The organism is Deinococcus aquatilis DSM 23025 (genome assembly GCF_000378445.1).
Taxonomy (GTDB): domain Bacteria; phylum Deinococcota; class Deinococci; order Deinococcales; family Deinococcaceae; genus Deinococcus; species Deinococcus aquatilis.
The window spans coordinates 25,585-47,409 of the sequence record NZ_KB899733.1 but is presented as its reverse complement, the minus strand read 5'-3'; the positions used below and the strand labels follow the sequence as shown (position 1 = coordinate 47,409).

At 60.8% G+C, this 21,825-nt stretch carries 16 protein-coding genes; 8 read left to right on the top strand and 8 right to left on the bottom strand.

Features of this window, described 5'->3' with window-relative positions; all coding sequences use genetic code 11:
• Positions 1–232: 232 nt before the first annotated feature.
• Entirely contained in the window at positions 233–1,549 is a 1,317-nt protein-coding gene (locus F561_RS27345; RefSeq protein ID WP_019011365.1) for an NPCBM/NEW2 domain-containing protein, read from the bottom strand.
• A 766-nt stretch (positions 1,550–2,315) separates the two neighbouring features.
• Positions 2,316–3,620, bottom strand: coding sequence for an alginate O-acetyltransferase AlgX-related protein (locus F561_RS0118035; protein ID WP_211214834.1), 1,305 nt, complete (start codon positions 3,618–3,620; stop codon positions 2,316–2,318).
• Between the two features lie 366 nt (positions 3,621–3,986).
• Here F561_RS0118035 and F561_RS0118030 point away from each other — a divergent pair, with 366 nt between their 5' ends.
• The 5 genes from F561_RS0118030 to F561_RS0118010 all read left to right on the top strand — a co-directional run bounded on the left by F561_RS0118030 (position 3,987) and on the right by F561_RS0118010 (position 8,800).
• Entirely contained in the window at positions 3,987–4,577 is a 591-nt protein-coding gene (locus tag F561_RS0118030) for an alginate O-acetyltransferase AlgF (protein WP_083922534.1), read from the top strand.
• A 4-nt stretch (positions 4,578–4,581) separates the two neighbouring features.
• The gene (locus F561_RS0118025) at positions 4,582–6,003 is read left to right on the top strand and encodes an MBOAT family O-acyltransferase (RefSeq protein WP_019011362.1); all 1,422 of its coding nucleotides are present in this window, start codon (positions 4,582–4,584) and stop codon (positions 6,001–6,003) included.
• A gap of 7 nt (positions 6,004–6,010) precedes the next feature.
• Positions 6,011–7,111: an alginate O-acetyltransferase AlgX-related protein gene (locus F561_RS0118020; RefSeq protein ID WP_019011361.1), complete on the top strand. Its 1,101-nt coding sequence runs from the start codon at positions 6,011–6,013 to the stop codon at positions 7,109–7,111.
• Between the two features lie 247 nt (positions 7,112–7,358).
• Positions 7,359–7,832 (top strand): hypothetical protein, encoded by a 474-nt coding sequence (locus F561_RS29025; RefSeq protein WP_157451989.1) that lies wholly within the window; start codon positions 7,359–7,361, stop codon positions 7,830–7,832.
• 515 nt (positions 7,833–8,347) lie between these two features.
• A complete protein-coding gene (locus F561_RS0118010) occupies positions 8,348–8,800 on the top strand; it encodes a hypothetical protein (RefSeq protein WP_157451988.1) in 453 nt (150 codons plus the stop codon).
• Here F561_RS0118010 and F561_RS0118005 read toward each other — a convergent pair.
• The 3 genes from F561_RS0118005 to F561_RS0117995 form a co-directional block, all read right to left on the bottom strand.
• Positions 8,794–9,366: a hypothetical protein gene (locus F561_RS0118005; protein WP_019011358.1), complete on the bottom strand. Its 573-nt coding sequence runs from the start codon at positions 9,364–9,366 to the stop codon at positions 8,794–8,796. The two genes, F561_RS0118010 and F561_RS0118005, sit on opposite strands and share 7 nt — an antisense overlap.
• A gap of 134 nt (positions 9,367–9,500) precedes the next feature.
• The gene (locus F561_RS27340; RefSeq protein WP_019011357.1) at positions 9,501–13,826 is read right to left on the bottom strand and encodes a beta strand repeat-containing protein; all 4,326 of its coding nucleotides are present in this window, start codon (positions 13,824–13,826) and stop codon (positions 9,501–9,503) included.
• A 132-nt stretch (positions 13,827–13,958) separates the two neighbouring features.
• Complete coding sequence (locus F561_RS0117995; protein WP_157451987.1) at positions 13,959–16,061, bottom strand: hypothetical protein; 2,103 nt, start codon at positions 16,059–16,061, stop codon at positions 13,959–13,961.
• Between the two features lie 721 nt (positions 16,062–16,782).
• Here F561_RS0117995 and F561_RS0117985 point away from each other — a divergent pair.
• Together F561_RS0117985 and F561_RS0117980 are read left to right on the top strand one after the other, a co-directional pair.
• Positions 16,783–18,951, top strand: coding sequence for an ATP-binding protein (locus tag F561_RS0117985; RefSeq protein WP_019011354.1), 2,169 nt, complete (start codon positions 16,783–16,785; stop codon positions 18,949–18,951).
• 683 nt (positions 18,952–19,634) lie between these two features.
• Positions 19,635–20,000, top strand: coding sequence for an aminoglycoside phosphotransferase family protein (locus F561_RS0117980; RefSeq protein ID WP_019011353.1), 366 nt, complete (start codon positions 19,635–19,637; stop codon positions 19,998–20,000).
• Positions 20,001–20,104: 104 nt separating this feature from the next.
• Here the strand turns inward: F561_RS0117980 and F561_RS0117975 are convergent, their stop codons facing one another.
• Positions 20,105–20,335, bottom strand: a complete 231-nt coding sequence (locus tag F561_RS0117975) for a helix-turn-helix domain-containing protein (protein ID WP_157451986.1) — start codon at positions 20,333–20,335, stop codon at positions 20,105–20,107.
• 78 nt (positions 20,336–20,413) lie between these two features.
• Here F561_RS0117975 and F561_RS0117970 point away from each other — a divergent pair, with 78 nt between their 5' ends.
• Positions 20,414–20,944 (top strand): hypothetical protein, encoded by a 531-nt coding sequence (locus F561_RS0117970; RefSeq protein ID WP_245556566.1) that lies wholly within the window; start codon positions 20,414–20,416, stop codon positions 20,942–20,944.
• A gap of 96 nt (positions 20,945–21,040) precedes the next feature.
• On the opposite strand, the gene F561_RS0117965 is transcribed toward F561_RS0117970, so the two are convergent.
• Positions 21,041–21,340 (bottom strand): IS66 family transposase, encoded by a 300-nt coding sequence (locus F561_RS0117965; protein ID WP_083922532.1) that lies wholly within the window; start codon positions 21,338–21,340, stop codon positions 21,041–21,043.
• 16 nt (positions 21,341–21,356) lie between these two features.
• Positions 21,357–21,623 carry a MarR family transcriptional regulator gene (locus F561_RS0117960; RefSeq protein WP_019011349.1) on the bottom strand — a complete coding sequence of 89 codons (267 nt, stop codon included), beginning with the start codon at positions 21,621–21,623 and terminating at the stop codon, positions 21,357–21,359.
• Positions 21,624–21,825 lie beyond the last annotated feature (202 nt).

Genomic DNA, 21,825 nt, shown 5'->3' with positions numbered 1-21,825 from the left:
CACTGATCAAGGTGGTCGATCATTGGCTGACCCGACGTCGGGAGCGTGCCGTTTGCATCTGTTGGCAGTTCACCACTGGGGACGCACGACGCAAACTGAGTCGGTTATATCCCACCCTGACCGATTGACGCTGTACTAGAGCTGTGGCCGGTCTACGACCGCATCAGATGGATCAGCCTCTCCTCCTGCCAGCCGGAGCCAGCCCGGGAGTTGACCTGTACTCCTCCGGCGATTAACGCAGGAGTTGAAGATTCAGGATCGGTTGCATCTTCCCGCCGTAACCTGGGCTGCGGTAGCCGGAGGTCTCGTATCCCGTGCCCCCGAACGACACCTGCATCCGGGCCTGTTGCCGGGTGCGGTCATCCGGCAGGTCAGGCGTGTTGAAGAACCGCAGTTGCGCCTCCGCCCGCAGGCTGCCGCCCTCCATCCGGGTCGGCCCCACACCCAGGATCTCCACAAAGTCTGAAGTGCGGCCACCGACTTCAAAGGACAAGCCGAGTGCGACCGGGGCCGGAAGCGGCGGCATGGTCGTCAATACCACCGTCACCGACTTGGTTTCACCATCCCGGCCGCTGATCGAGCTGGGTTCAAGAGAGGCCTGCACCTCCAGAGGCTTGACGTTGATGGTCACCAGGGCACTGGCCACGTCCTGTCCCCCTGAACTGGCGATCAAGCGGTAGGACGACAGATTACGTGCCGGATCATAAGACAGCTCATTCGGGGCGCTGATCGTCACCGGGTACGTGGCGCTCCCTGACCCCGTGAAGGGCACCGAAGTGGTGAGTAACTCCAGTGGCAACCCCCCGCCTTCCAGACGCAAGGCCAACGGCCCAGTGACCTTGGTGGTCGAGGAGAAGGTCGCGTTCAGGGTGGCACTCAGCTTGTGGAAGAGTGTGAGCTCGCTGCGGTCCAGGCCCATCTGCACCGCAGGGGTTTGATCGTTGCAATAGATCTTGGGATCAGCCCAATCGGCGTGGTCATAACTGATGCCGTCACCGGCAGCGTCCACCAGCAAAACCAATTCCTGAGCGGCCGTGAGATCGATGTCGATCTGTTGAGTTGGACTGCTGCCGATGAGGAGCGGCGAAGAATACTTGAGTTGCTTGTCGATCAGGACGCTGAAAGAGACGCTGCCCCTGGCACCCACTTCGTCATCTACGCCGACACTGGCCGTAAAACGCGTGCACTGTGCGCCGTTCGTGCCCTTGAGGCTGAAGCGCAGTTCACTGCCCGCGTGTACTCCGTAACCCTGTGAATACACTTTGCCGTTCAACGTCAGTGGTTTTCCGTCGCCAGCCTGTTGTTCCCCGTTGCTGCGGTTGCGCTCCACTGGCCCCCAACTGTTGCGGGCGAAGGTGGCGGTCTCGTACTGCAGGGTATTGACCCCTGAAGTGAGCGACTGCGGAGTCAGCGCTGTGGTCTGCGACCAGGGATAGCTCTGGCCGTTGGCATACGGGTCAGCTTCGGCGAAACTGGTGGGCTGACTGCAGCTCCACAAGATCAGGGGAACGCTGAGACCGAGCAACAGGCGGGGCAGGGTGGATGGCATGAGTGCTCCAGTCATGCTGAGAGAGGAAGACCTGAGTTGCAGTGGAACCTGCTCAGTCTCAGGTGGGAGACCCCCCATATATTTTAGGATCATGAACAGATACACATAGGGTTTTCATTGACTCACAATGTCTGGCCTCGCCAAAAAAAGTGCTCCCATTCACAGCCGAAGCTGGAGTAAGGGCCTTCGCTTGAATGACTGGAGAGCGACTTCAACCAGATCGACACGGGGTGCACGCCGATGCTCGGGCGCTCAGCCTGCACCGCACACGACCAGCGCAAGCCCAGAGCGATTTTCTCGGCCGTACACCAGACTTGCGTAACTTGTCAGAAGTGCCGAGGGGCAGCCCAATGCCGTCGCTCGGCTTGGTGGGGTCGCCCGTCACTTCATTCGGGCTGGAATCGGCGAACACCGGACTTGTCCCTTCGCGGGTCAGCGTGCCGCGCCCGGCAGGTTGCAAGCGCTGGGTCACCGGAATACAGGGGCCGACAGCCCGGTACAGATCAACATCAGCAGTCGGTGATGCTGTCCCCGTTTCAGATCCAGCAGTTCCGGTCAGAAACGCAGAACTTCGGTGCAAAAGCGCCTGGGCAACTGCTTGAGCACGCTATTCAGGACAGCCCCCGTCGGCAGGCTGATTGCCAGTTCCAGCAGGGAACTGACCAGGCGTGTGACGGCCCTGGCGGAGAGACTGTCCAGACTGGGAATGGATTCTCCTGCAGATGGTGGGGCGATTCCCGCTTGAATCCCTTGTGGAACCTACACCTCACCTGCCAGCCTCCGGAGCCTGGCAGATTTCGACATACCCTGACACAGGCGCGAGTTTGTCCAGTTGAACTGTGAGAGAACGAACGGTTTTGTCGTCAGCCAACATACTGTAGAAATCGGTGCGGCTGCCCGTGTAATACGGCGCAGAGGTTCGGTAGATTTCAAAGCTCAGAGGGGAGCCGTCAGTGTAGGTGCCTTGCCGCACCTCAAGGTAATTCGCGGGCGCGTCGGTATGAATATGAATCAGGCTTTCGCCTGTGCTGGGCGCGGCCAGTTGAGGCGTAAACGTCATTTTGGGATTGGGTGCTGCAAACTCAGTCTTGATCAGGCGAGTGGCGGCCGAACAGCCGAGCAGGGCCGCCCTCATCTGCCCGTAATCGAAAACGTTGTTGGAGAGACCACCCATAAACGGCACCACCACGTATGGAGGGAGCTTGGCCACCAGCTTGGGATCGGCCAAATAGCCTGCCAGAGTCGCCGTTTTTCCGTTTCCGGAGACTGAGTTGTTGACGGTGGGCAGCCCAGTTTTGGCTTCAAGCATGACGCTGAAGTTTTTGTTGGGGCGGTTGTAGGCATTGTAAGGAAAGCTGAGCCCAAAACTATCGCCAAAAATGCCGATCAAAGGCTCGACATCATCAAGCAAAGAAAGTGATTCGACGGTATAGGTGGCGTCATAGAGCGGCATAGACTTGATCTTCGTGCCGCAGGCTGCGGCGTAATGCTCACCTATCGAACCCACGAATTCTCCGCTCCGGCTGACCTTCAAGCTTCCTTCCTGCTGCTCCAGACTCAGGTTCTGAGCTTTGGCAAGCCTGTCGATCTCTGCAGCAATTTGCTCGGCGGCGATCTCCATTCCAGACAAAGTCCAATGATGATCACGGGGATAGAAGAAACCTTCTCCACGCGTATTTATCTTGAAACTGACGATAGTGGGCAACAGATCAATCACTGTGATGCCTGTGGCCCGCGCCTGCGCCACCATGGAATTCCATGACGCTGTGTAGGCCTGCGCCGAAAAACGAACCTGTGGGTAGCGGGTCAGGTCAACTGTTTCTGCAGCCCGGATGGCCCGCGTGGGCACCGGCACCAAAATCAGCTTGGCCCCACGCGCCTCAAACGCTTCGGCCAGTGACGTCAGAGCTGCCAGTGTTTTGCTGGTCAGCACTTCCTGAGACTTAAATTCATGACTTTCAAAAATCCAACCTTCTGAACCGAACAGTTCAGCAGTGCCTTTGCCGTCTATATCGCCTGATTTGGCGCAAGGAGCATAGAGAGGCTCAGAGACCGGTTGGGCTGCCGTCATTGACAGTCCACCACACAGGGGAACGAGGTTGAGAAAAAGCGTCGCCATTCGCTTCCAGAACCTGTCAGGAAGAGAACGCGGCACCTCTCTGCTGCTGTGTATTCGCGATTCAAGGGAAGGAGGAGCCCACCTGAAGGCCTTCATCCACCATATGCGCCTACTCTGCATGATTTATGTTGGCGACTGCAGCGCTAATAACACGCTAAAGTTTGCTCTTATAGCATCTCGTCCACGCGATGAAATGTGCCTGCCCTCAAACTTAGCTGGATCGAAACTTCAATGATGAATACACAATGAAGAGCTTTACTTCGGAAAAATTCCACAACTTTGCCTGCATGTTGTATTGGTCTCGATTAAATTGAAGACATGCCAAAACCTTTTGCGCTTGCTTGCCTCCTTCTTGGGCTTGCTCTCGCTCAGGACACAAGTCTTTATGACCCCGCGCCTCCCGCTGACTCCGCTTTCGTGCGGGTGATCAACATGCCGGCGGCCACGCTGGGAGGCAAAGCGGTAACTGCCCTCAAGGGCGCCGCCAGCCCTTATGTCGTCATCCCGCAGGGTGAGTTTGCGGCCAAACTTGGCATGACCACCAGCAAGCTCAAGGTCGAAGCGGGGAAGTTCTACAGTGTCGTGAATATCGGCAGCAAGGTCACACTGCTCACCGATCAGGCCGCCGAGAACCGCGCCAAAGCCCTGCTCACCATCTACAACCTCAGCAAAAGCGCTTCTATTGACCTGAAGACCGCAGACGGTAAAACCGCTGTGGTGGCGGGTGTCAAAACGGGCGAGAGTGGCAGCCGCGCCGTCAACGGCATCACCGTCGATCTGGCCGCATTCGCAGGCACCAAGGCGCTGGGCACCCTCAAAGGCGTCAAGCTGGAACGCGGCAATGCCTACGCCCTCGTCTTGACCGACACCGGTTTGACCCTGACCCAGAGCAGCACCACGACCAAATAAGGCCGTGGTCTTTAGCTCGAACGTCTTTTTATTCCTGTTCCTCCCGGCCTTCCTGATCATCTACTACCTCCTGCCGTTCAAAGGGCGGAGCGCGTGGATCCTGGCTGGCAGCTACGCGCTGTATTCGTGGTGGCGCGTCGATTTCCTGTGGCTCCTCATTGGTATCACCCTGTTGGCTTACGCCGTGGGGTTGGCCCTAGATCGGCAACCCGATGAACGCAAACGTCAACACCTGCTGACTGGGGCCATCGTCCTCAATCTCGCTGCCCTGGGCTATTTCAAATACGCCAATTTCGGCATCGACAGCTTCAATGCGCTGACGACCAGTTTCGGCCTGCAGGCCTTCAGTTGGACCCCCATCCTGTTGCCCATCGGCCTGAGCTTCTTCATCTTCCACGCCATCAGTTACATCGTGGACGTCTACCGCCGCGAAGAACCCCCCACCCACAAGCTGCTCGACTTCGCCGCCTTCATTGCCCTATTCCCACACCTGATCGCTGGCCCGGTGCTGAAGTACAACCTGCTGGCCGACCAGTTCCGCACCCGCACCCATACGCTGGAGAAATTCAGTTACGGAGCCACCCGCTTCATGACCGGCTTTGCCAAAAAGGTCTTGATTGCCGACACCATCGCCCCGCTGGTCACCGCCAGCTTTAACCAGCCCAGCCCCACTATGGGCGATGCGTGGTTGGGTGCCCTAGCCTATACCCTCCAGTTGTATTTCGACTTTTCGGGTTACAGCGATATGGCGATTGGGCTGGCGGCCATGATGGGCTTCAAGTTCCCCGAGAACTTCAACCATCCGTACATCAGCCGTTCGATTACCGACTTCTGGCGGCGTTGGCACATGAGCCTGAGCAGTTGGCTGCGCGAATACCTGTACATCAGTCTGGGCGGCAACCGCAAAGGGCGGGGACGCACTTACCTGAACCTGTGGCTGACGATGGTCTTGGGCGGATTGTGGCACGGGGCCAACTGGACATTCGTGCTGTGGGGCGTCTGGCACGGCAGCATCCTCGCCATCGAGCGCCTGATGAAAGAGGCCAATCTGTGGAAACCCAGTCCAGCGTGGCTCACCATTCCCGGAACGCTCTTGCTGGTGATGGTGGGCTGGGTGATGTTCCGGGCGGACAACGTGCCCGACGCGTTCCGGATGTACCGGGGCATGCTGGGGCTGAACGGTGTGAGCCTGAGCGATACCTTGGCGTGGCAGGTCAAACCCAGTGTGCTGGTCACGATGCTGATCGCGGGCGTGCTGGTGTACGCCGCGCCTGTGTGGGGCCACCGGGTGGGGGATGTGGGGAGCAAGCTCTTGCGTCCCCGTCTGGCGGTGGCTGCGACGGTGGTGCTGTTGCCACTGTTCGTGGTGGCCATCCTGAAACTGTCGGCCCAGAGCTACACCCCCTTCCTCTACTTCCAGTTCTGAGGTTTGCATGACGGAATTTGCCCAGGACACTCTCAAACCCAAAGCCGATAATCCCACTGCTCCTCGCTTGTTGCATTGGTTGCCCGCCGCCTTCCTGTTAGGTGTGGTGGGTCTTGGGGCCGTCGCCACGTTGACCAGTCCTGGCTTTCGGGAACGGATCATGGGAAAAGACCTCATCACGGGCACGTGGCAGTTGAGTTGGGAGAAAGGACTGGACACCAAGGTGCCCTGGCGGGATCCCAGCGTGAGTTTGTGGGGCAGTCTGAATTACCGCCTGTTCGGGGAAGCCCGCGACGGCGCTCTGGTCGGTAAGGATGGCTGGCTGTTTACCAGTGAGGAATATCAGACGGCGGCTGAAGACGCTGCTGAGATGGCCGCCAAAGTGAAGTACGTGCAACAGGTTCGCGCTGAGCTGGCAAAGGATGGGGTAAGGCTGGTCGTGGCCCTGATCCCAGCCAAGACCCGTGTGTATGCCGAGTTCCTATCTGTGCCAGTACCCCGTCAGAACGCCAAGACTTATGCCTCGTTTCGGGCTGCATTGACGACCGCAGGCATCGCCTCTCCGGATCTCTTCGCCAGCTTTCAGCCCGCAAAGCAGAAGGCCGCACGAGACCTGTTCTTCCACACCGATACCCATTGGACGCCAGAAGGAGCGCGAATCGCAGCCCAGACAGTGGCCCTTGCCGTACAAGAATTGGCCCCCGACCTGCCGCCTGCTGAATACACGGTGCAGATCAAGCCGACTACCGAACGCAGGGGCGACCTGCTGCGCTATGTGCCCGGCCCCGCGCCAGACCGGGTCAGAGAACTGGAGTACATCCGCACCGACGAGGGTGGGGGCGGCCTTTTGGACGATGAGGCGCTGGCCGTGACCCTGGTCGGTACCAGCTACAGCGCCGAGACCAAGGACAATGTCTGGCACTTTGCGGGCGCCCTATCGCAGGCTCTGAACACTGAAGTACTCAACGTTGCCCAGGAGGGCAAAGGCCCCATCGTCCCGATGCGCGAGTACCTGAAGAGCGAAACCCGCGAAAACAATCCACCGCAGGTCGTGATCTGGGAAATTCCAGAACGGTTCTTGCGGGTGAACTACAGGGAAATAAAATGAAGCTCTCTATCCTTCCATTGCTGCCAGTGCCTTTGTTGATGCCAGCCAGACAATCCGTCCTACTTAACGTTTCTGGCGGTTAAACCTAATTTCATGACCTGGCAGTGTGCTTCAAAGATGAACAGTGTGATCCGAAGACCAGCAACTGCATCCCCCGTCTGGAAAAGATTGAGATCTCTATCTCTAATATGGCCCACACGCAAACCGCCTAGTCTCAGGTCAGAACTCAATCTCTATGGAGGTGCCTATGCGTTTCGGTTCTTTCTATCTTACTGCTGTAGTTCTAGGCTCTTTCAGTATGGCCGGTGCTCAATGCATCAAGAGTCCATCCCATGGTTTTAATGGCCTGGTCCCTCTGGTGTATCCCAGATCGAATGGCGGCTCAGCCCTGTTACAACGTGCCTGTGACCTGGGTTCAAGGCAACTCAGCGCTGATATTTTAGCCAGTGCCAAATCTCAGGGCATTCCCGTGAAATGGGTGGAAATTTACGGAACCCGTAACTGGGGATCTACCTTCCACGATCTGATCTATAAAACTCGCGCCTACGGCTATAACCAGGCCAGCTTTTCTAAGTACAATGTGGTTCCTAAAAGCAAGATGAGCGGTGGTGAATTTTTGGTATATGCGACCAAGGCGGGGAAATATATTGCCATGGCTTCATACCGAGAAGGAACGAGCACTGCGAATACCATGGACGTCTTCGTGGTTTACGGAAACTGAATAGGGTTTCCCTGTTCAGAGCCGAGTCAGATGGTGCATAGAGCAAGGGTTCACAGAATGATCTGGCCGACTGATCCGCTGCTCAAGCGACTGTGAGAATAGACCTCCCGTACCGTGACGCTTGTTTTCTCAGTCAAAGTTTCTTGGGGATTTGGTCACAGAAAAGAGACTTTTTCAGGTAGTGCAGCCTCATGGCCTCTAGAATACGCTGCACTGCTATGAGTTCCGTTTTCCCTTCTGCCCTTTTCAATGCGGCTCTCGACTACATCATCCCTATCAATTCAGAGGGACACATCACGGAGTGAAACTGGGCTGCCGAGCAGACTTTCGGCTATACCCGTGTCGAGACGCCGGGACAGCATTTGATGAATTGATCAGGCCGCCAGGCCACCGGGAAACTCACCAGCAGGGCATGCAACGCGACCTGACGACAGGGAAGAACCGTATTCTGAATCAGGGGATCCGGTCTGGCCCTCGTCTACGATCAGATGCACGCCTTTAAGGAGGCCAGACACTTGTTGCTGAGTGTGATAGACGAGCATTGTGCGGTGGCCCTCAGCCGGGCACAACTCATGGAAGTCGAGCAGCAGGTCCGCGAGCACCTAGCCTTCCTGGCGGAGGCTGGAGAAGCTCTGGCCTCCTCCCTGGATTTCGGGGTCTCGCTTGAACAGCTGGGGCGGCTGGTGGTGCCCCGACTGGCCGACTGGTACGCCGCTTCCCTGCCCGAAGGTGAGCTGCTCTATCCATATGGGCTGGCACACCGTGATCCAGCCAAAGTTGACCTGCTGCGCGATTATGTTCACCAGACGCCTGTCAGGGTGGATTCCTCCAGCGGCGCCGCAGAAATTTACCCCACGGGTCACTTTATGCAAATGCCTCATCTGGATATCTGTGAAGAACATCCGTTTCTGGAGAGCAAGGCGCCTCACCCAGGGCAGCAATTGGCCGGAAAGAAGCGCCATCAGTGACGTTTGCGTTGAAGTGGCCCCGTGGCGACTTCCGTCCGGGGCCAACCATAGAGTGCCCTGACTGCCTCCCAATAACGCTCATAGGCCTGCCGATCGGCACGTAACCGTGCTACCTCAGGCACGCCCTTCAAGAGGTGATCATACTGGCTGCGCCAGTAGAAGTAGTCACCTGAGTGACGTTGCCGGAGGTCTGTTGAACTAAGAACTTCATGCCGCGGATTAGGCCTCAGGGCAGGCAGCGGCACAGACTCAAACTGAGCAAGTTGCCGCTCCTGGTTCCGCTGGCGGGTACGGACGGACTTAGCAGCGGCAGTTTGCCGGGCAGATAGACGGCCACGTTGCTGCATGAAGGGCAACGACGCCTCGGCTTCCATCACCCTCTGCCTAAGGTACCGTTCAACCTGCCGGATCACCGCTCGGCCATTCCGGCCAGTCCCCACTACCTCCGTGACGACATCATCCGGCTGGATTAGCAGTTTCCTGATAAAGCCTGGTGTCCAGCCCCGCTCTTTGAGCTGCTGGACGGTCAGCAGGTCAGCAGTTCCATCGAATGGTCTGGTGATCATGCTCTCTCCTGGCCACCTCAGCCAGCCGGGTGGGCTACCTACCAGCTCCAGACAGAGAATAGCCAGGCAAAATTACTGGCATCTGGTCACCACCTCTTACCTGCTGCTCCGTCCACGTCGCAGGCCCGTCCTGTTTAACGGATCATAGCGCGGAAGGACACGTTCCCTCCCATCCCTGGCGTCACCACACCAACAGTGAGTTTCAGGGCTGTGTTCAAACTGCCCGCGTCGTCCAGGGAGACTGAAGTCAGCTTAAGGGGGGCAGCCGTACCCAACACCCAACTTAACCCCAAAGATTTGCCGCTGCTATCTATGCCGTAACCGTTCAGCTGAGCGATGGTGTTGCTGGGCACTGGGTCGTCAATTACCAGACTGGCCGCGTTGGCGCTGCCGGAATTGAGGTACGTCACGCGGTACTCGAGGACGTCTCCGGGTTTGCCTATGCCGCTGATCCCCCAGACTGCGCTTCCCGGGCAGGCTGCTCCAGGCGAGATCGGCCCACAGTTGCGTACCTCCTTGGTGAGAATCAGGTTGATCACTTGGGTGGTGGCGGACGCCGAGTTGTTGGCTGGAGTCAGTTCGGACAGGGCGGCGGGCACACTGATGGTCACGCCGTTGACAATGGGACCTGTTCCCACCGTGCCGCTCACCGTCAGCAGAAGTGATCCCCCAGCAGGAAAGGTAGCGATCGCCTGGCCCGCAGCCAGAGTGGCTATATTCAGGCCTACCGGGCATACTGCACCGTTGCTGGGGGTGCAGGTGAGACTCGTGGGCGTAAAGTTGGCGACGCCAGCATCGCGCAGCACGGCTCCATTCGCTCCCCGCAGACCTGCGTTGGAAGCAGTCAGGGTATAGGTAATCGTCACGCCCGCCGAGGCGAACTGCGGCCCCGTCTTGGTGACCACCAGATCAGTGCCAATGCCTGTCGAGGCTGGAGGGGTGGTCAGGCCGCCCGGTGGGCCGCCGCTGTAGGTCACGTTGGCGGCGTTGCTCACGCCCGCAGCGCCGTCCGGATAAGGGGTGTTCACGGTGACCTTGAAAGTCACGGTGACGGCCTTGCCGGCACCCACGGTGATGACGCTGGGAAAGCTGCCCGCACTGCCGATCTGTCCACCAGCGGCGTAAGGCATGACGCCTCCCGAGACGTCGGAAGTGGCGACGCCATTGGTGGTGGTGCTGCCTGCAAGATAGGTGGTATTGGCAGGGATTGCATCGGTCAAGCGCACGCCGGTGGCCGCCGCGGTGCCGGAATTGGTGGCAACAATGGTATAGGTCAAGGTATCGCCGGGCTTGGCCACTGAGACACTGACGGTTTTGGTGAGACTGAGACTGGGGCTGATCACGGGATAAACGCACGAAGCGAGGTCGGTGGTGGGGTTGGTATTCGTGCCAGTGGTCACGGCAGTCGCGACTGCGTTGGCCGGACTGATGGTATAGACCTCATTGCCCGTTGTGCCGTACAAAACCCCCGAGGTCGTGAAGGCCAGCCCGTTGAAGAGCAGCGTTGCCGTGACACCACCAACCGTGACGCGGTCGACGGGCACAGCTGAGCGGGTGGCTGGGTCAATCGTGAAGAGAATTGCCTCGTTGGTCGTGTTGTTGGTGAACACCGCCCACAAGACGCCGTTGCCGTCAATGGCCATGTCGCCGCTGCCGTAACTGGAAATGGCCACCCCACTGGTGGTAGTCACGCTGCCGAGGTTCGTGATGGTCGAGGTGTTGCCTGCTCCAGTCGTAAATGAATACAGGGCGCTGCCGTCAGCGATCATCAAGTAACCCAGCCCTGCCGCGTTGATGGCCATGCGGGTAACTACCTGCCCCCCCGTGATGCCGGAGACGGTGCCTACCACCACGTCTTGGCCGGTGGTGAGATCCACCGCCCGCAGATCCGAGACCGTGGGGGTCACGGTCGAGCGGGTCGCGTAGTAGACCCGTCCAGTGTTGGGGTCACGGGCAACTGCGGAAGTCTGTGCCGCCAAGGTCTTGAGCAGCGGCCCCACCACGCCGGACGTGGCGTTGACCCCGTAGAGGTACCCGAGATCGTTGGTGCTGTCTCGGCCGACGGCCAGGAGCGAGCCGCTGGCACAAGTCGGAACCGCGTTGAAACCAAAGTTCTGCCCGGTGACGCTCACCGCACCTACCGTGACGCTGCGGCGGGCAGGACTCGGATTGATCGGCCCCTGGCCTGTCGGCGCAGTGGGCACTACGGCCGTGTAGCTGGTAGAGGCCGTCACCGGGAAGGTATAGTTCCCGCTGCCGTCGGTGCTGGCCGTGCTGATCAGGGTGGTACCCGCCGCGTTGTACAGCTGCACGGTGACGCCCGCCAATCCGGACTCAGTGGCGTCCAGCGTGCCGTTCACGTTGGCGTCGCTGTACACCCGGCCTGAGAGCTGCAACGCTGCCGTGACCGTCACGTCTTCCCCAGTGCTGGAGGCGGCCACATACGAAGCGTTGGTGGTGCCCGTGGCTACCGTGCGCTGGGGATCAAGGTAAGTCGCGGTGGCCGGGTTTTGATAGGTACCGCTCGCTGCATTCAGAGTGACGGTCAACGGCAAAGTCACGCTGCTGCCGCCCGGTAAGGTGAAGGTGCCCCAACTGGCCACCGCCACTCCGACCGCCGGACTGGTGGTCGTGGTCCGGGTGGCGCCGCCTGCGAGGGTCACCGCCCCGGTGCTGGCATAGGTAAACGGCGCAGGCAAAGCGTCAGACAGCACCACTTCTGTGGCTGCGGCCCGGTTGGCGGCGTTGCTGACCGTGATGGTGTAAGTGGCCGTGGTGTCTGTTCCTAACGTGCGGCTGGGCGTCGAGGTACTTTTGGTCACCGTCAGGAGAGGCAAGCAGGCTGCTGCGGGACCAACGCCCGTATCGGTGGGACTGGCCACCAGGGAGCCGCTCTCGCCAGGTGCGCCCGGCGCAGAAGTGAACGCCGTGGAATTCGCTGCGGTGAGAGGACCGACGGTGGTAGCCGAGAGGGGCGTCAGACCATTGGGACCGCCCAAAACGTTGGTCACGGCGCTCACATTGGTGTACACCACGCCGCCACCGCCGCCGCCGCCCGGACCGTGAGGGGTCGTGAACGTCGAAGTATCGGCGTCGCCGCCCGCCCCGCCCCGGACATTGATGCTCAGCGACGCAGCGCTGCTTGCGGCGTACACCAGCACGCTTCCGCCGGCCCCCCCGCCCCCCGCTGCATCGTTGCCAAGATAGTCTGGTGCGTCGTTTCCGTCGGCACTCAACGTGCCTGTGCCGCTGAGCGAGCCTGCCCGCAGCAAGATGAGTCCGCCGCCCCGGGCCCCACTGGCGTAGCTGGGGTCTTGCCCGCCGCTGGAATTGTTGTTGCTTGACCCTGCGCCGCCGCCGCCGCCCAGCACGATGCGGGCCGAATTGGCAGCAGTGAAGTCTGCGCCTCCAATTCCTCCCAAAGGAGTGGCCCGCGCCGTGTCTGTGCCGTTGTACCCGTCCCCGCCCCGGCCGCCCACGCCTCCGTTCGACCCGCCGCCGCCGCCCGAGTTATTGGCGTTGGCCGTATCGTCATCGGTGCCGCCGCCGCCAGCGTTCCCTGGGGCGCCCCGGCCTGCGGAGCCAGAAGGGTAGCCTTCGGCAGCCGTGTCGACCACCAGGGGCGTCAAGTTCAGTGAACTGTTGACTGCCCGCGGCGTGCCGGCGATGCCTTCTCCTTTGGAACCGTGCCGGCCGGCCGTGCTGGAGACGGGCGAGGAGGTCGGAAAACGGTAGTCGTCATTGGTGGGGGCCACCCCGCTCACGCTGCCGCCCAGCAGGGCCCGCCCACCACCGCCCCGGAAGCCCAGGCCAGTGACGCTGACCGTGGCCCCGCTCATGTTGGCCTGTCCAGCCACGTCCATGGCCAAGACGCCTCCAACGCTGCCGTTCCAGGGCAGGGCAGTCAGCGCCGAGGTGAAGGCAGCGCTGGAGTACTGCGGTACCCGGATCACTTGAAAACGCTTCTGTCCCTGTGCACCGGCAACAGATGAGATGTAGTCGCGCAGCAGGCCGCCCCCCGCACCGGTGCTGCCGATGGTCACGCTCCCCGCTGCATTGGCGGCCAAGGCGCTTTTGGCCACCACATATTCGTACTGACCCGATTTATTCACGGCACTGATTGCGTAGGCGCTGCTGTTGGCCGCGTTGAGATCAGCGTCTTGCATCTGCATGACCAGGAGCAGGTCGCCCACGGCAATGGCCTTACTGGTGTCTCCCAGCGGCGTTCCCAGGCTGAGGGTGAGGCTGCCGGCGCTCACGGTGATTCCGGGGTAATAGGTGTTGACCACGCCGCCGCTCGGCACGGTCAGGGGACCGTCTTTCCCAGGCGTGGCACAGAACGTGGTCTGGGCTTGGGCTGTGGTCAGCAGGGCGGCGCTCAGCACCAGGCAAGTAAACCGCACCACGGCAGAAAACGGACGCAGAACACGTCCGGGAAGAGAGGCAGGCGCGACAGACATAGGAATCTCCGTAAGGAAAGTGAGGAAAGAGCGACAACAGTCTGAATCAGCGAAAGGGAAGTGCTCAAAAGAAGTCTGCTGTTAAGGGAAGGGGGGGCCTGCCGCGCAAACGCGGGGCAGGCCCGGCAGAAGTTAGTTGACTGTCACTTTAAATACCAGCTTCAGCTCGGCGCCGCTGGGCAAGATATCGGTGTTGTTGATCAGGTTGTCATTGTTCCAGTCGTAAGCCACTTGGAACACGGTGCCACTGGGCAGGGTAACGTTAGTGGGAGCAGTGGCAGACCAGACACCCGTGGGATCCACCCGGTACATCACTTTCGAACCGGCGCTCTTGTCCGAGTTGGTGTAGGTGCTGCCGTTGTCGTTGTAGGTGGCTGTGAGGCTGCGCAGCGCACTGTTCACAGGCAGCGTGTCGCTCAGAACAAAATTCTTGATCACAGCGTTGCGGGTGTTGCGGCCGTAAATCACGTAGCGCAGCACATCGGTCGGCTTGGCCTGACTGCCCGCGTTGTAGTTGGCCGGATCAGTGGTGAGCGTCGGTTCAGCCGGGTAAGGGTTGGCAGCGTCATTTAACCCTGTGTTGTCTACGAACTTTTTGACCACAATGCCGCCCACGAGCCCAACCTGCACCGTGTCGTTGTTGTCGCTGTAGACGATCACGGTGGTGGCGCCGTTCTTCAGGGTAGCGGACTGCGCCGCCGTGGCGGTTCCGGTCACCGCGCCTGCTGGCACCGTCACCACGCCCACAAGTTTGAGTTCTGCGCCGGCAGCCACGGTCTGGGTCACGATGGGGGTGGCATTGTCGGCCACACCGTTTCCATCGGTGTCGGTGTAGTAGGTGATGGGCGCGAGCACCGGCTGTCCGTTGGCATCGGTGAAGGTGACGCTGCCCACTAGGGTGTAGGTCCCGCTGACGTTGCCCGCGTTGTAGAGATCCATTGGAATCGGGACGGTCTGGCCCGGGGTACCGGGTTTGGTGGGGTTGAGCGTGGGGTCGGCCGCGGGGGTGCCGGGGCTGCCTGCGGTGGCATTGCCGAACAGACCGCGCTCGATTTGCACCCGGTCGAGCGTGGTGTCCGACTGCGCGGGATCGTTGGTGGAGGTGGCCGTGACCGTCACACTGGGCACGGTGCCGGGCAGGTCAGGCATGGCGTTGGCAGGAAGACTCACGCGCACGGTGAACGAGAAGCTGCCGCCCAACCCCGTGCCGGCGCCGTCGGGGTCGGCGGCCAGCAGGGGGGTAGTCGTGACAGGCGTGAGAACACCGTTCACGTCGGCTGTGAACAGTTCGGCCACGCTGCCCACCGGGAAGCCCGCCGCGTCCAGGGCGGCCGTCGTGGGCACCGTCAGGGTGAAGCGGTCGTCGCGGTTACCGGAGTTGCGTACCGTGTTGCTGAAGTACACCGCCTGTGCCGCAGGACTGGCCGGAGCCAGAGTGGTCTGGGTATCCGCGCTGGGGATCACCTGGTTGTAGGTGGTGGTTCCCAGCGCCACGTTGTAGGGTGCGGCCGGCGTGGCGGTGCCGTCCAGGGTGCCGTTGGCATCCGCGTCACCCCGGGGACCAAGGTTGCCGGCGTCAACGCGGGTGACCAGGGACTGGTTGTAGTTGTCGCTGTCAGACAGGGTGAAGGTCTGACCAGCGTCGTAGGTGGAGTTGGCATCGCGGGTGCCCACTGGAGTCAGGCCCAGTTTCTGACCATCGACCGCGGTGCTGGGGATGTCATACACCACATAGAAGGTGCTTTGAGCATCGGGAGCCAAGCCGCTGATTTTGTTGTTGCTGATCAGGAGGTCGGTGGCCACATCGAAACCCGCGCTGGTGCCTGTCTCCAGGTAGTAGCGGACATTGGCCAAGCCAGCTGAGCCGCTGTTGAAGGTAGCGCGGCCCAGGCTATAACTCTCATTGGGCACGTTGCCCGTGTTGGTCAGGACGTAGGTGAAGGCCACGTTGGTTTGCCCGGGCTTCACGTTCTTCTGCTCACTCGGTGTAAAGCCCGCGGTCAGCGGCGTGCCCACCGAGTTGGGCAAAATGGTGAAGCTGGGCACCGCCTGCACGGTGGTGGTGACGGGAACGCCGTTGTTGGACAGCACGTTGGGCTGCGCCGTGCCGTTGTCATCCGCATACGACGCGGTGGCGGTGTTGGAGATGGTGCTTCCAGCAGGAGCACTGGCAGCAGCGGCAGAACCTGCGGCAAGGGCGAGCATCAGGGGGAGCAAAGACAGGGATTTTTTCACAGGCGACCTCAGGGGGAAAGGAGTCTCAGTTGACTTGAACGCGGAAGGGCAGGCTGTACTTTCGGTGCGGCGTGACCTCGGAGCACCTGGGGTGTGGCGCTGGGCCAAAGGTTTGCCAGCCTGCTGAGCTGAGGTGCGGGCCCCATGGGTGACCTGGATTGGGGTGGCTTTGCTCTGAGAGCAGCGCGGCGGAAAACCGGCAAGAGCGGGACCCATGTTCCAGCGAGGTGACTGGTTCGCGGCGGTGACCTTGAACCAGCAGTGCGGTGAGGTCCCCTTGTGGGGAGACCGCCGGCTGATGGTGGACAAGAGAACGGCGTAGACGAAGTCTCTTGACGTAGAACCGACATCAGGGGCGAGAAGAGGACGACCGGACGCTGAAGCAGACAACCCCGAGATCTGAATGGGCTCGTTGGATGAAGAAAGAATAAAAAATGGGCTCTTCCAATGATCTTGCGGAAATAGTGCAGAAATCCACTGGAAAGACCAGCCAATCTCAAGATGAGGGGAAAATTAACGGCCTCACGGTATTCTCAGAGGAGAAATCTGACAGAACTGTCACTCGGGCCGTCTTCCTTCCGCTCAGGAATAAAGGCCTGTGAGGTGGACTGCCCGTCCTGATTTTCCGGCAGTTCACCACTGCTGTTCAGCACCTGACGTCGGAAAGTCGATTTTATGCAGGCAGCCCCCTCGCGAAGACTCTAGAATGCGCTGCACTGCTATGAATTCCGTTCTTCCCTCTTCCCTTTTCAATGCGGCCCTCGACTGCATCATCTCGATCAACTCACAGGGACACATCACAGAGTGGAACCGGGCGGCTGAGCAAACTTTCGGCTACAGCCGCGCCGAAGCGCTGGGGCAGCTGCTCGGCAACTTGATTGTGCCCCCTGCCTACCGGGAAGCCCACTACCAAGGCATGCAGCGCTACCTGAAGACGGGGCACGCCCGCATTCTGAATCAGCGGATCCGGCTGGAGGCCCAGCGCCGGGACGGACAGACTTTTCCGTGTGAACTCTCGGTGCATGCCCTGCAACTGGAAGATGGGCCCTCTTTTACCGCCTATTTGCGCGACGTGAGCGATCAGGTGCAGGCGCATGTCCGTCAGGCGGCGCTCTATGCCGTGGCTGGCCAGTTGGCGCAGGCCACCACACCCGCTGAAGCCGTTGACCTGATCCTACGGGAAGTGATGCCTGCTGCGCGGGCCGCGCGGGGTTCGGTGGGTGTCCTGACGCCGGACGGTCAACATCTGCAGCTGTTAGGAGAACTCAATTACGACGCCCGGACCAAGGCAGCTCTGGCGTCCTTTCCGCTGACACTCGATCTTCCCGGCAGTCACGTGGTTCGCACTGGAAAGGCGGTCTTCGGCCACCGGGATGCCCTCACCCAGCAGTTCAGCGACCTGGCCCAGAAAGGCCCCCCAGAGCTGATGGCCGCCGCCGCTCTGCCGCTTCAGGCGCAGGGCCGGGTCTTCGGCTATCTGGCCCTCGTCTACGATCAGGTCCACGCCTTTGAGGAGGCCGAACAGCTGTTCCTGACGGCCATGGCTGAGCACTGCGCGGTGGCCCTCAACCGGGCACAACTCATGGAAGCCGAGCGGCAGGCCCGCGAACATCTGGCCTTTCTGGCAGAGGCTGGAGAAGCTCTGGCCTCGTCCCTGGATTTCGGGGTCACGCTTGAACATCTGGGGCGACTGGTGGTGCCCCGGCTGGCCGACTGGTACGCCGCTTACCTGCCCGAAGGTGAGGTGCTCTATCCCTATGGGCTGGCACACCGTGATCCAGCCAAAGTTGACCTGCTGCGCGATTATGTTCACCAGACGCCTGTCAGGGTGGATTCCTCCAGCGGAGCCGCAGAGATCTACCGCACGGGTCGTTTTATGCATGTACCTCATCTCAGTCCGGCCCTGATCGAGGCCCAGGAGATCAGTCAGGAACAAAAAGAGCGGGTACATGCTCTGGGACTGCACTCTTATATGGCGGTGCCGATGGTGGCGCATGGCCGCACGATTGGAGTCATGGCCTACGCACTGGCAGAAACAGACCGGAGCTTTGGCGCGGAAGACCTGCATCTGGCCCTCGAGCTGGGTCGGCGCGCTGGACTGGCCCTCGACCACGCCCGCCTCTACCAGCAGCTTCAGGGCAGCCACGACACCCTGGAACGCCGGGTGGAGACCCGCACGCAAGAACTGGAGCTGCGGACGCATGAGCTGGAGCGCAGCAACGCAGAACTCGAGCAGTTCGCCTACATCGCTTCCCATGACCTTCAGGCGCCCATCCGGGCGGTGACGAGTTTTGCAGGAATCATCGCCCACCGATACAGCGGCCAACTCGATGACCGGGGTCAGCTGTATCTGCAGCAGATCGTGAGCAGCGGCGAACATATGAAGCGCCTCGTGGACGATCTGCTGACCTTTTCGCGCATCCATACCCATCAGCACGAACAAGTTCTGGTGGACAGTCAGGCGGTTTTTGATGAGGTCGCCCGCCGCCTTGAGTCGGAGGATGCGGCAGGCACCTTTGACCTGAGTGCAGAAGGCTTACCGGGGGTCAAGGTCAATCCACAGCAACTGGATCAACTGCTGCAGAACCTGATTTCCAATGGGCTGAAGTACCGCCGGGAGGGCGTGAGGCCACGGGTGCAGGTTTCCGCCGTGCGCAACGGCGACTTCTGGCGTTTTGCGGTGTCGGACAACGGCATCGGCATTGAGCCCCAGTACTTTGGCCGCATCTTCGAGATTTTTCAGCGGCTGCACGGGCGCGAGGCCTTTGAGGGAACCGGCATCGGGCTGGCGGTGTGCAAAAAAATCGTGGAGCGGCACGGCGGTCAGCTGTGGCTGGAGAGCGTAGTTGGAGAGGGCAGCACCTTCTTCTTCACGTTACCAGCAGCGTGAGGGCAGCTGTGGACCTCCCGTCTCGGGATGGGAGGTGGTAGACCTTGAGGGCACTGCGCTGCTGCAAGCGGCCATGCCTGAACGCAGCGACCGGTCCAGTTCCAGAGCTCGAAGGATTCGGTGCTGTAGATAACCAGTGCGCCGCGCAATAACTCCCTCATCTCGGCTCACAGTTCTTCGCGCCGCTGGTCCTCCAGATGGACCTGAGACTCGTCGACCGGCAGTAGATCGGCGGGTTTTGATTGGAGCACGAACGGTCGCCAGCCACTGGTACCCACTGAGTGGTCGGGCAAGCGCTCGACCACCGGTTCAAGGGCGTGGCCACTGCCTGCACGCAGTCGCAGCTGGGCGCCCTGCCCTTGGTGCTCGCTGACCTTCCCGATCAGGTCAGGGCGCTCCTTGGTGACACACCGCTCCAGAAACCCCCCACCAGGGTTGTACCTCCCGCGTTACCTTTGCGCTCGACTCCCACGGCGACCCCGTCGTGCTTAAACGCTCTATCAAACCACACTTGGAGCTGAACCCACGTGGGCGCCGCGCACTTTGCCCCGTCCACCCGCCCGGCATGCCCGCGCCTGAGCCGCTGCTGTTCCTAGAGCGCCCCATCTCGTCTGGAGAGGAAGACTGGCCCGTGACCCGGCGCTTGAAGGGAACGACGCTCAAAGCGGCGCTCCGCACTGGGCTTGACCACGCCCAGCTTCGGCAGCCACGATTGGCTCGAGAACGTCCTGGCCGTTACGAACAGCCTGAATCCAACGGCACGCGCGGCCCGGCAGGGGCGGCCCCAGGATCAGCGGCCCACATCATTGGCACCGGCTCTCGTCCGTGGCGACCGGTTTCTGGACAATGTCATCACGGCAGGCGAGCGCGTGACGGGCCTGATCGACTGCGCGTTTGCGGATGTTGGCGACCCATGTTACGACGTGGCTATGGCGACGCACGAACTCACGCGGTTCAGGCGGGACGCCTTCACTGAGGGCTATGGATCGGCAGTGCGGCTGAGGGTCCAAGAGGCCGCGTACTTCGCTCAGGTCGCGCTGCTCTTCTGAATCACGCTGCAGGAATGGCGTGCAGCGCAAGGACGGACAAACCCGACAAAAGACATTGGCATCACCTTATTTCGACACTGTCTTTGACCCTTGGCCGGCAGCTCCTAGCCGTCCCCGACACGCAGCATGTCACTCAGCGAAACGCCCAGGGCCTCGGCAATCTTTTCCATGTTGTCGACGCCGATATTGCGCTCTGCGCGTTCAATCGAACCCACGTAGTTGCGGTGCAGCTTGGCCTGTGCGGCCAGTTCTTCTTGTGACCAGCCCCGCTCCTGACGGAGACGCAGGAGGGCGGCTGCAAAACGTTCTCGGGCGCGGTGGGGGACAAGGGACACTGCCACAACTATGAGCGGAGACCGAGATCAGAAGTCTACCACACATCGTGTTGAACACTATCTATGGTAGGATCACTTATGCGTGCCCGACAACGGTTTTTAGGTCTGTCGCCAGACCACCGCCCGCGAAGCGATGAAGACGTGATGCTGCCGGAGCAGGTTCAGTTTGCTTCAGGCGCGCGCTGCCAATTGCGTCAGCAGCTGTGCGCCCCCGGGCGGCTGCGCGGTGGACTGCTGTTCGGCTCCCTCAGGGCAGGCCTTCTGGAGGTCCTTCTGGCCAGTCCCATGGGGTTTCCGTGGTGGTATGCCGATGTGGATGACGCTGTGTTGACTGTGGATGAGCGTTACGTGTTTGGCTGGAGCGACTGTGTGGCCGCGGTGCACGGCGAGCAGGTGGATTGGCGAGGCAACTGGATCGCCTATCCCGACAGCTCGCTGCCAGATGTTCGGGAGGACCTGACGTGGCTGCAGCTGGGAGCTTCTCTGGGTCTTTTCGATGACTGCCACGTCCTGTTGGTGGTGGGCTGGGAGGAGGGCAGGTTGGCTGGGCGGGCCTACAGCGTCGACGCGGGCGAAGCCGTCACACTGGAATGCACCTTTTTCAGGTAAACCAGTTCTCCAGCCTCCCAAGGGTTGTTGTGTGAAGAATGACGTCTGTGATTAGCGAGCCCAGGGGTGTTCGGCTTCCAGCCGGGTACCCAAGCGTTACCGGGTCAGGCTGATCAGAACCGCGACGGGGTCTTGACCGCGCAAGCGCGCGGTCTCCACGGTGGACTTAATCCGCATGTACGTCTGCCCGCCCACCACGTTCTTGCTGCACTGCGAGACCTTCCTCGCCATCACGACGGTTCGCAGACTCCGTTCCGCCGCGTTGTTCGTCGGTGGAATATCCAGGTCCTTCAGAAATCGCCACAACCGATCCAACACGTCTTGCTCCAGGATGCCCAGTCGGAGTCGCTCGTTCGCTTTCGACTTCAGTGGTGCCCGGTTCAGCAGGGCGTCCAGGCGCAGGGTGAGTTCCTCACCCTGCTGCGTGTACTCCTCTCGCGTGCATCCACCCAGCGCTGCTCAGCAGCATGCCCACCACCTGGGCCTGAAAAAAGGGGGAACGCAGCTGCAGTTCTGCTTGCAGTCCCTGGGCCTTGCCTTCCGGATCGTGAATGCGGATCTCGACCAGGCCGCTGCGCCGGGCATGTGACAGCAGCCGCGACACTCTGGGGCGGGACAGGCCCAATTCTTTGGCAATGGCGTCGGTGGTCAGCCCCTGAAGGTAAGACAGGCGGGCCACTTGAACAGCCTGAACCGACAGGGCACCGAACTGAAGCGGAGGAGGTCGTCCATGCGCTGCGCCAGCATACGGCTCACTCCCCCCAAAGGAACAAGACCCCATTCCTTTCTGTCGGGGCCGCGGTTTGCGGTTGTTGGAGGGTAGGCCGTTACCTCCAACTGGGGGCCGGCCAGCGCTGAGGCTCTTCGCTCACCTGTTTGAA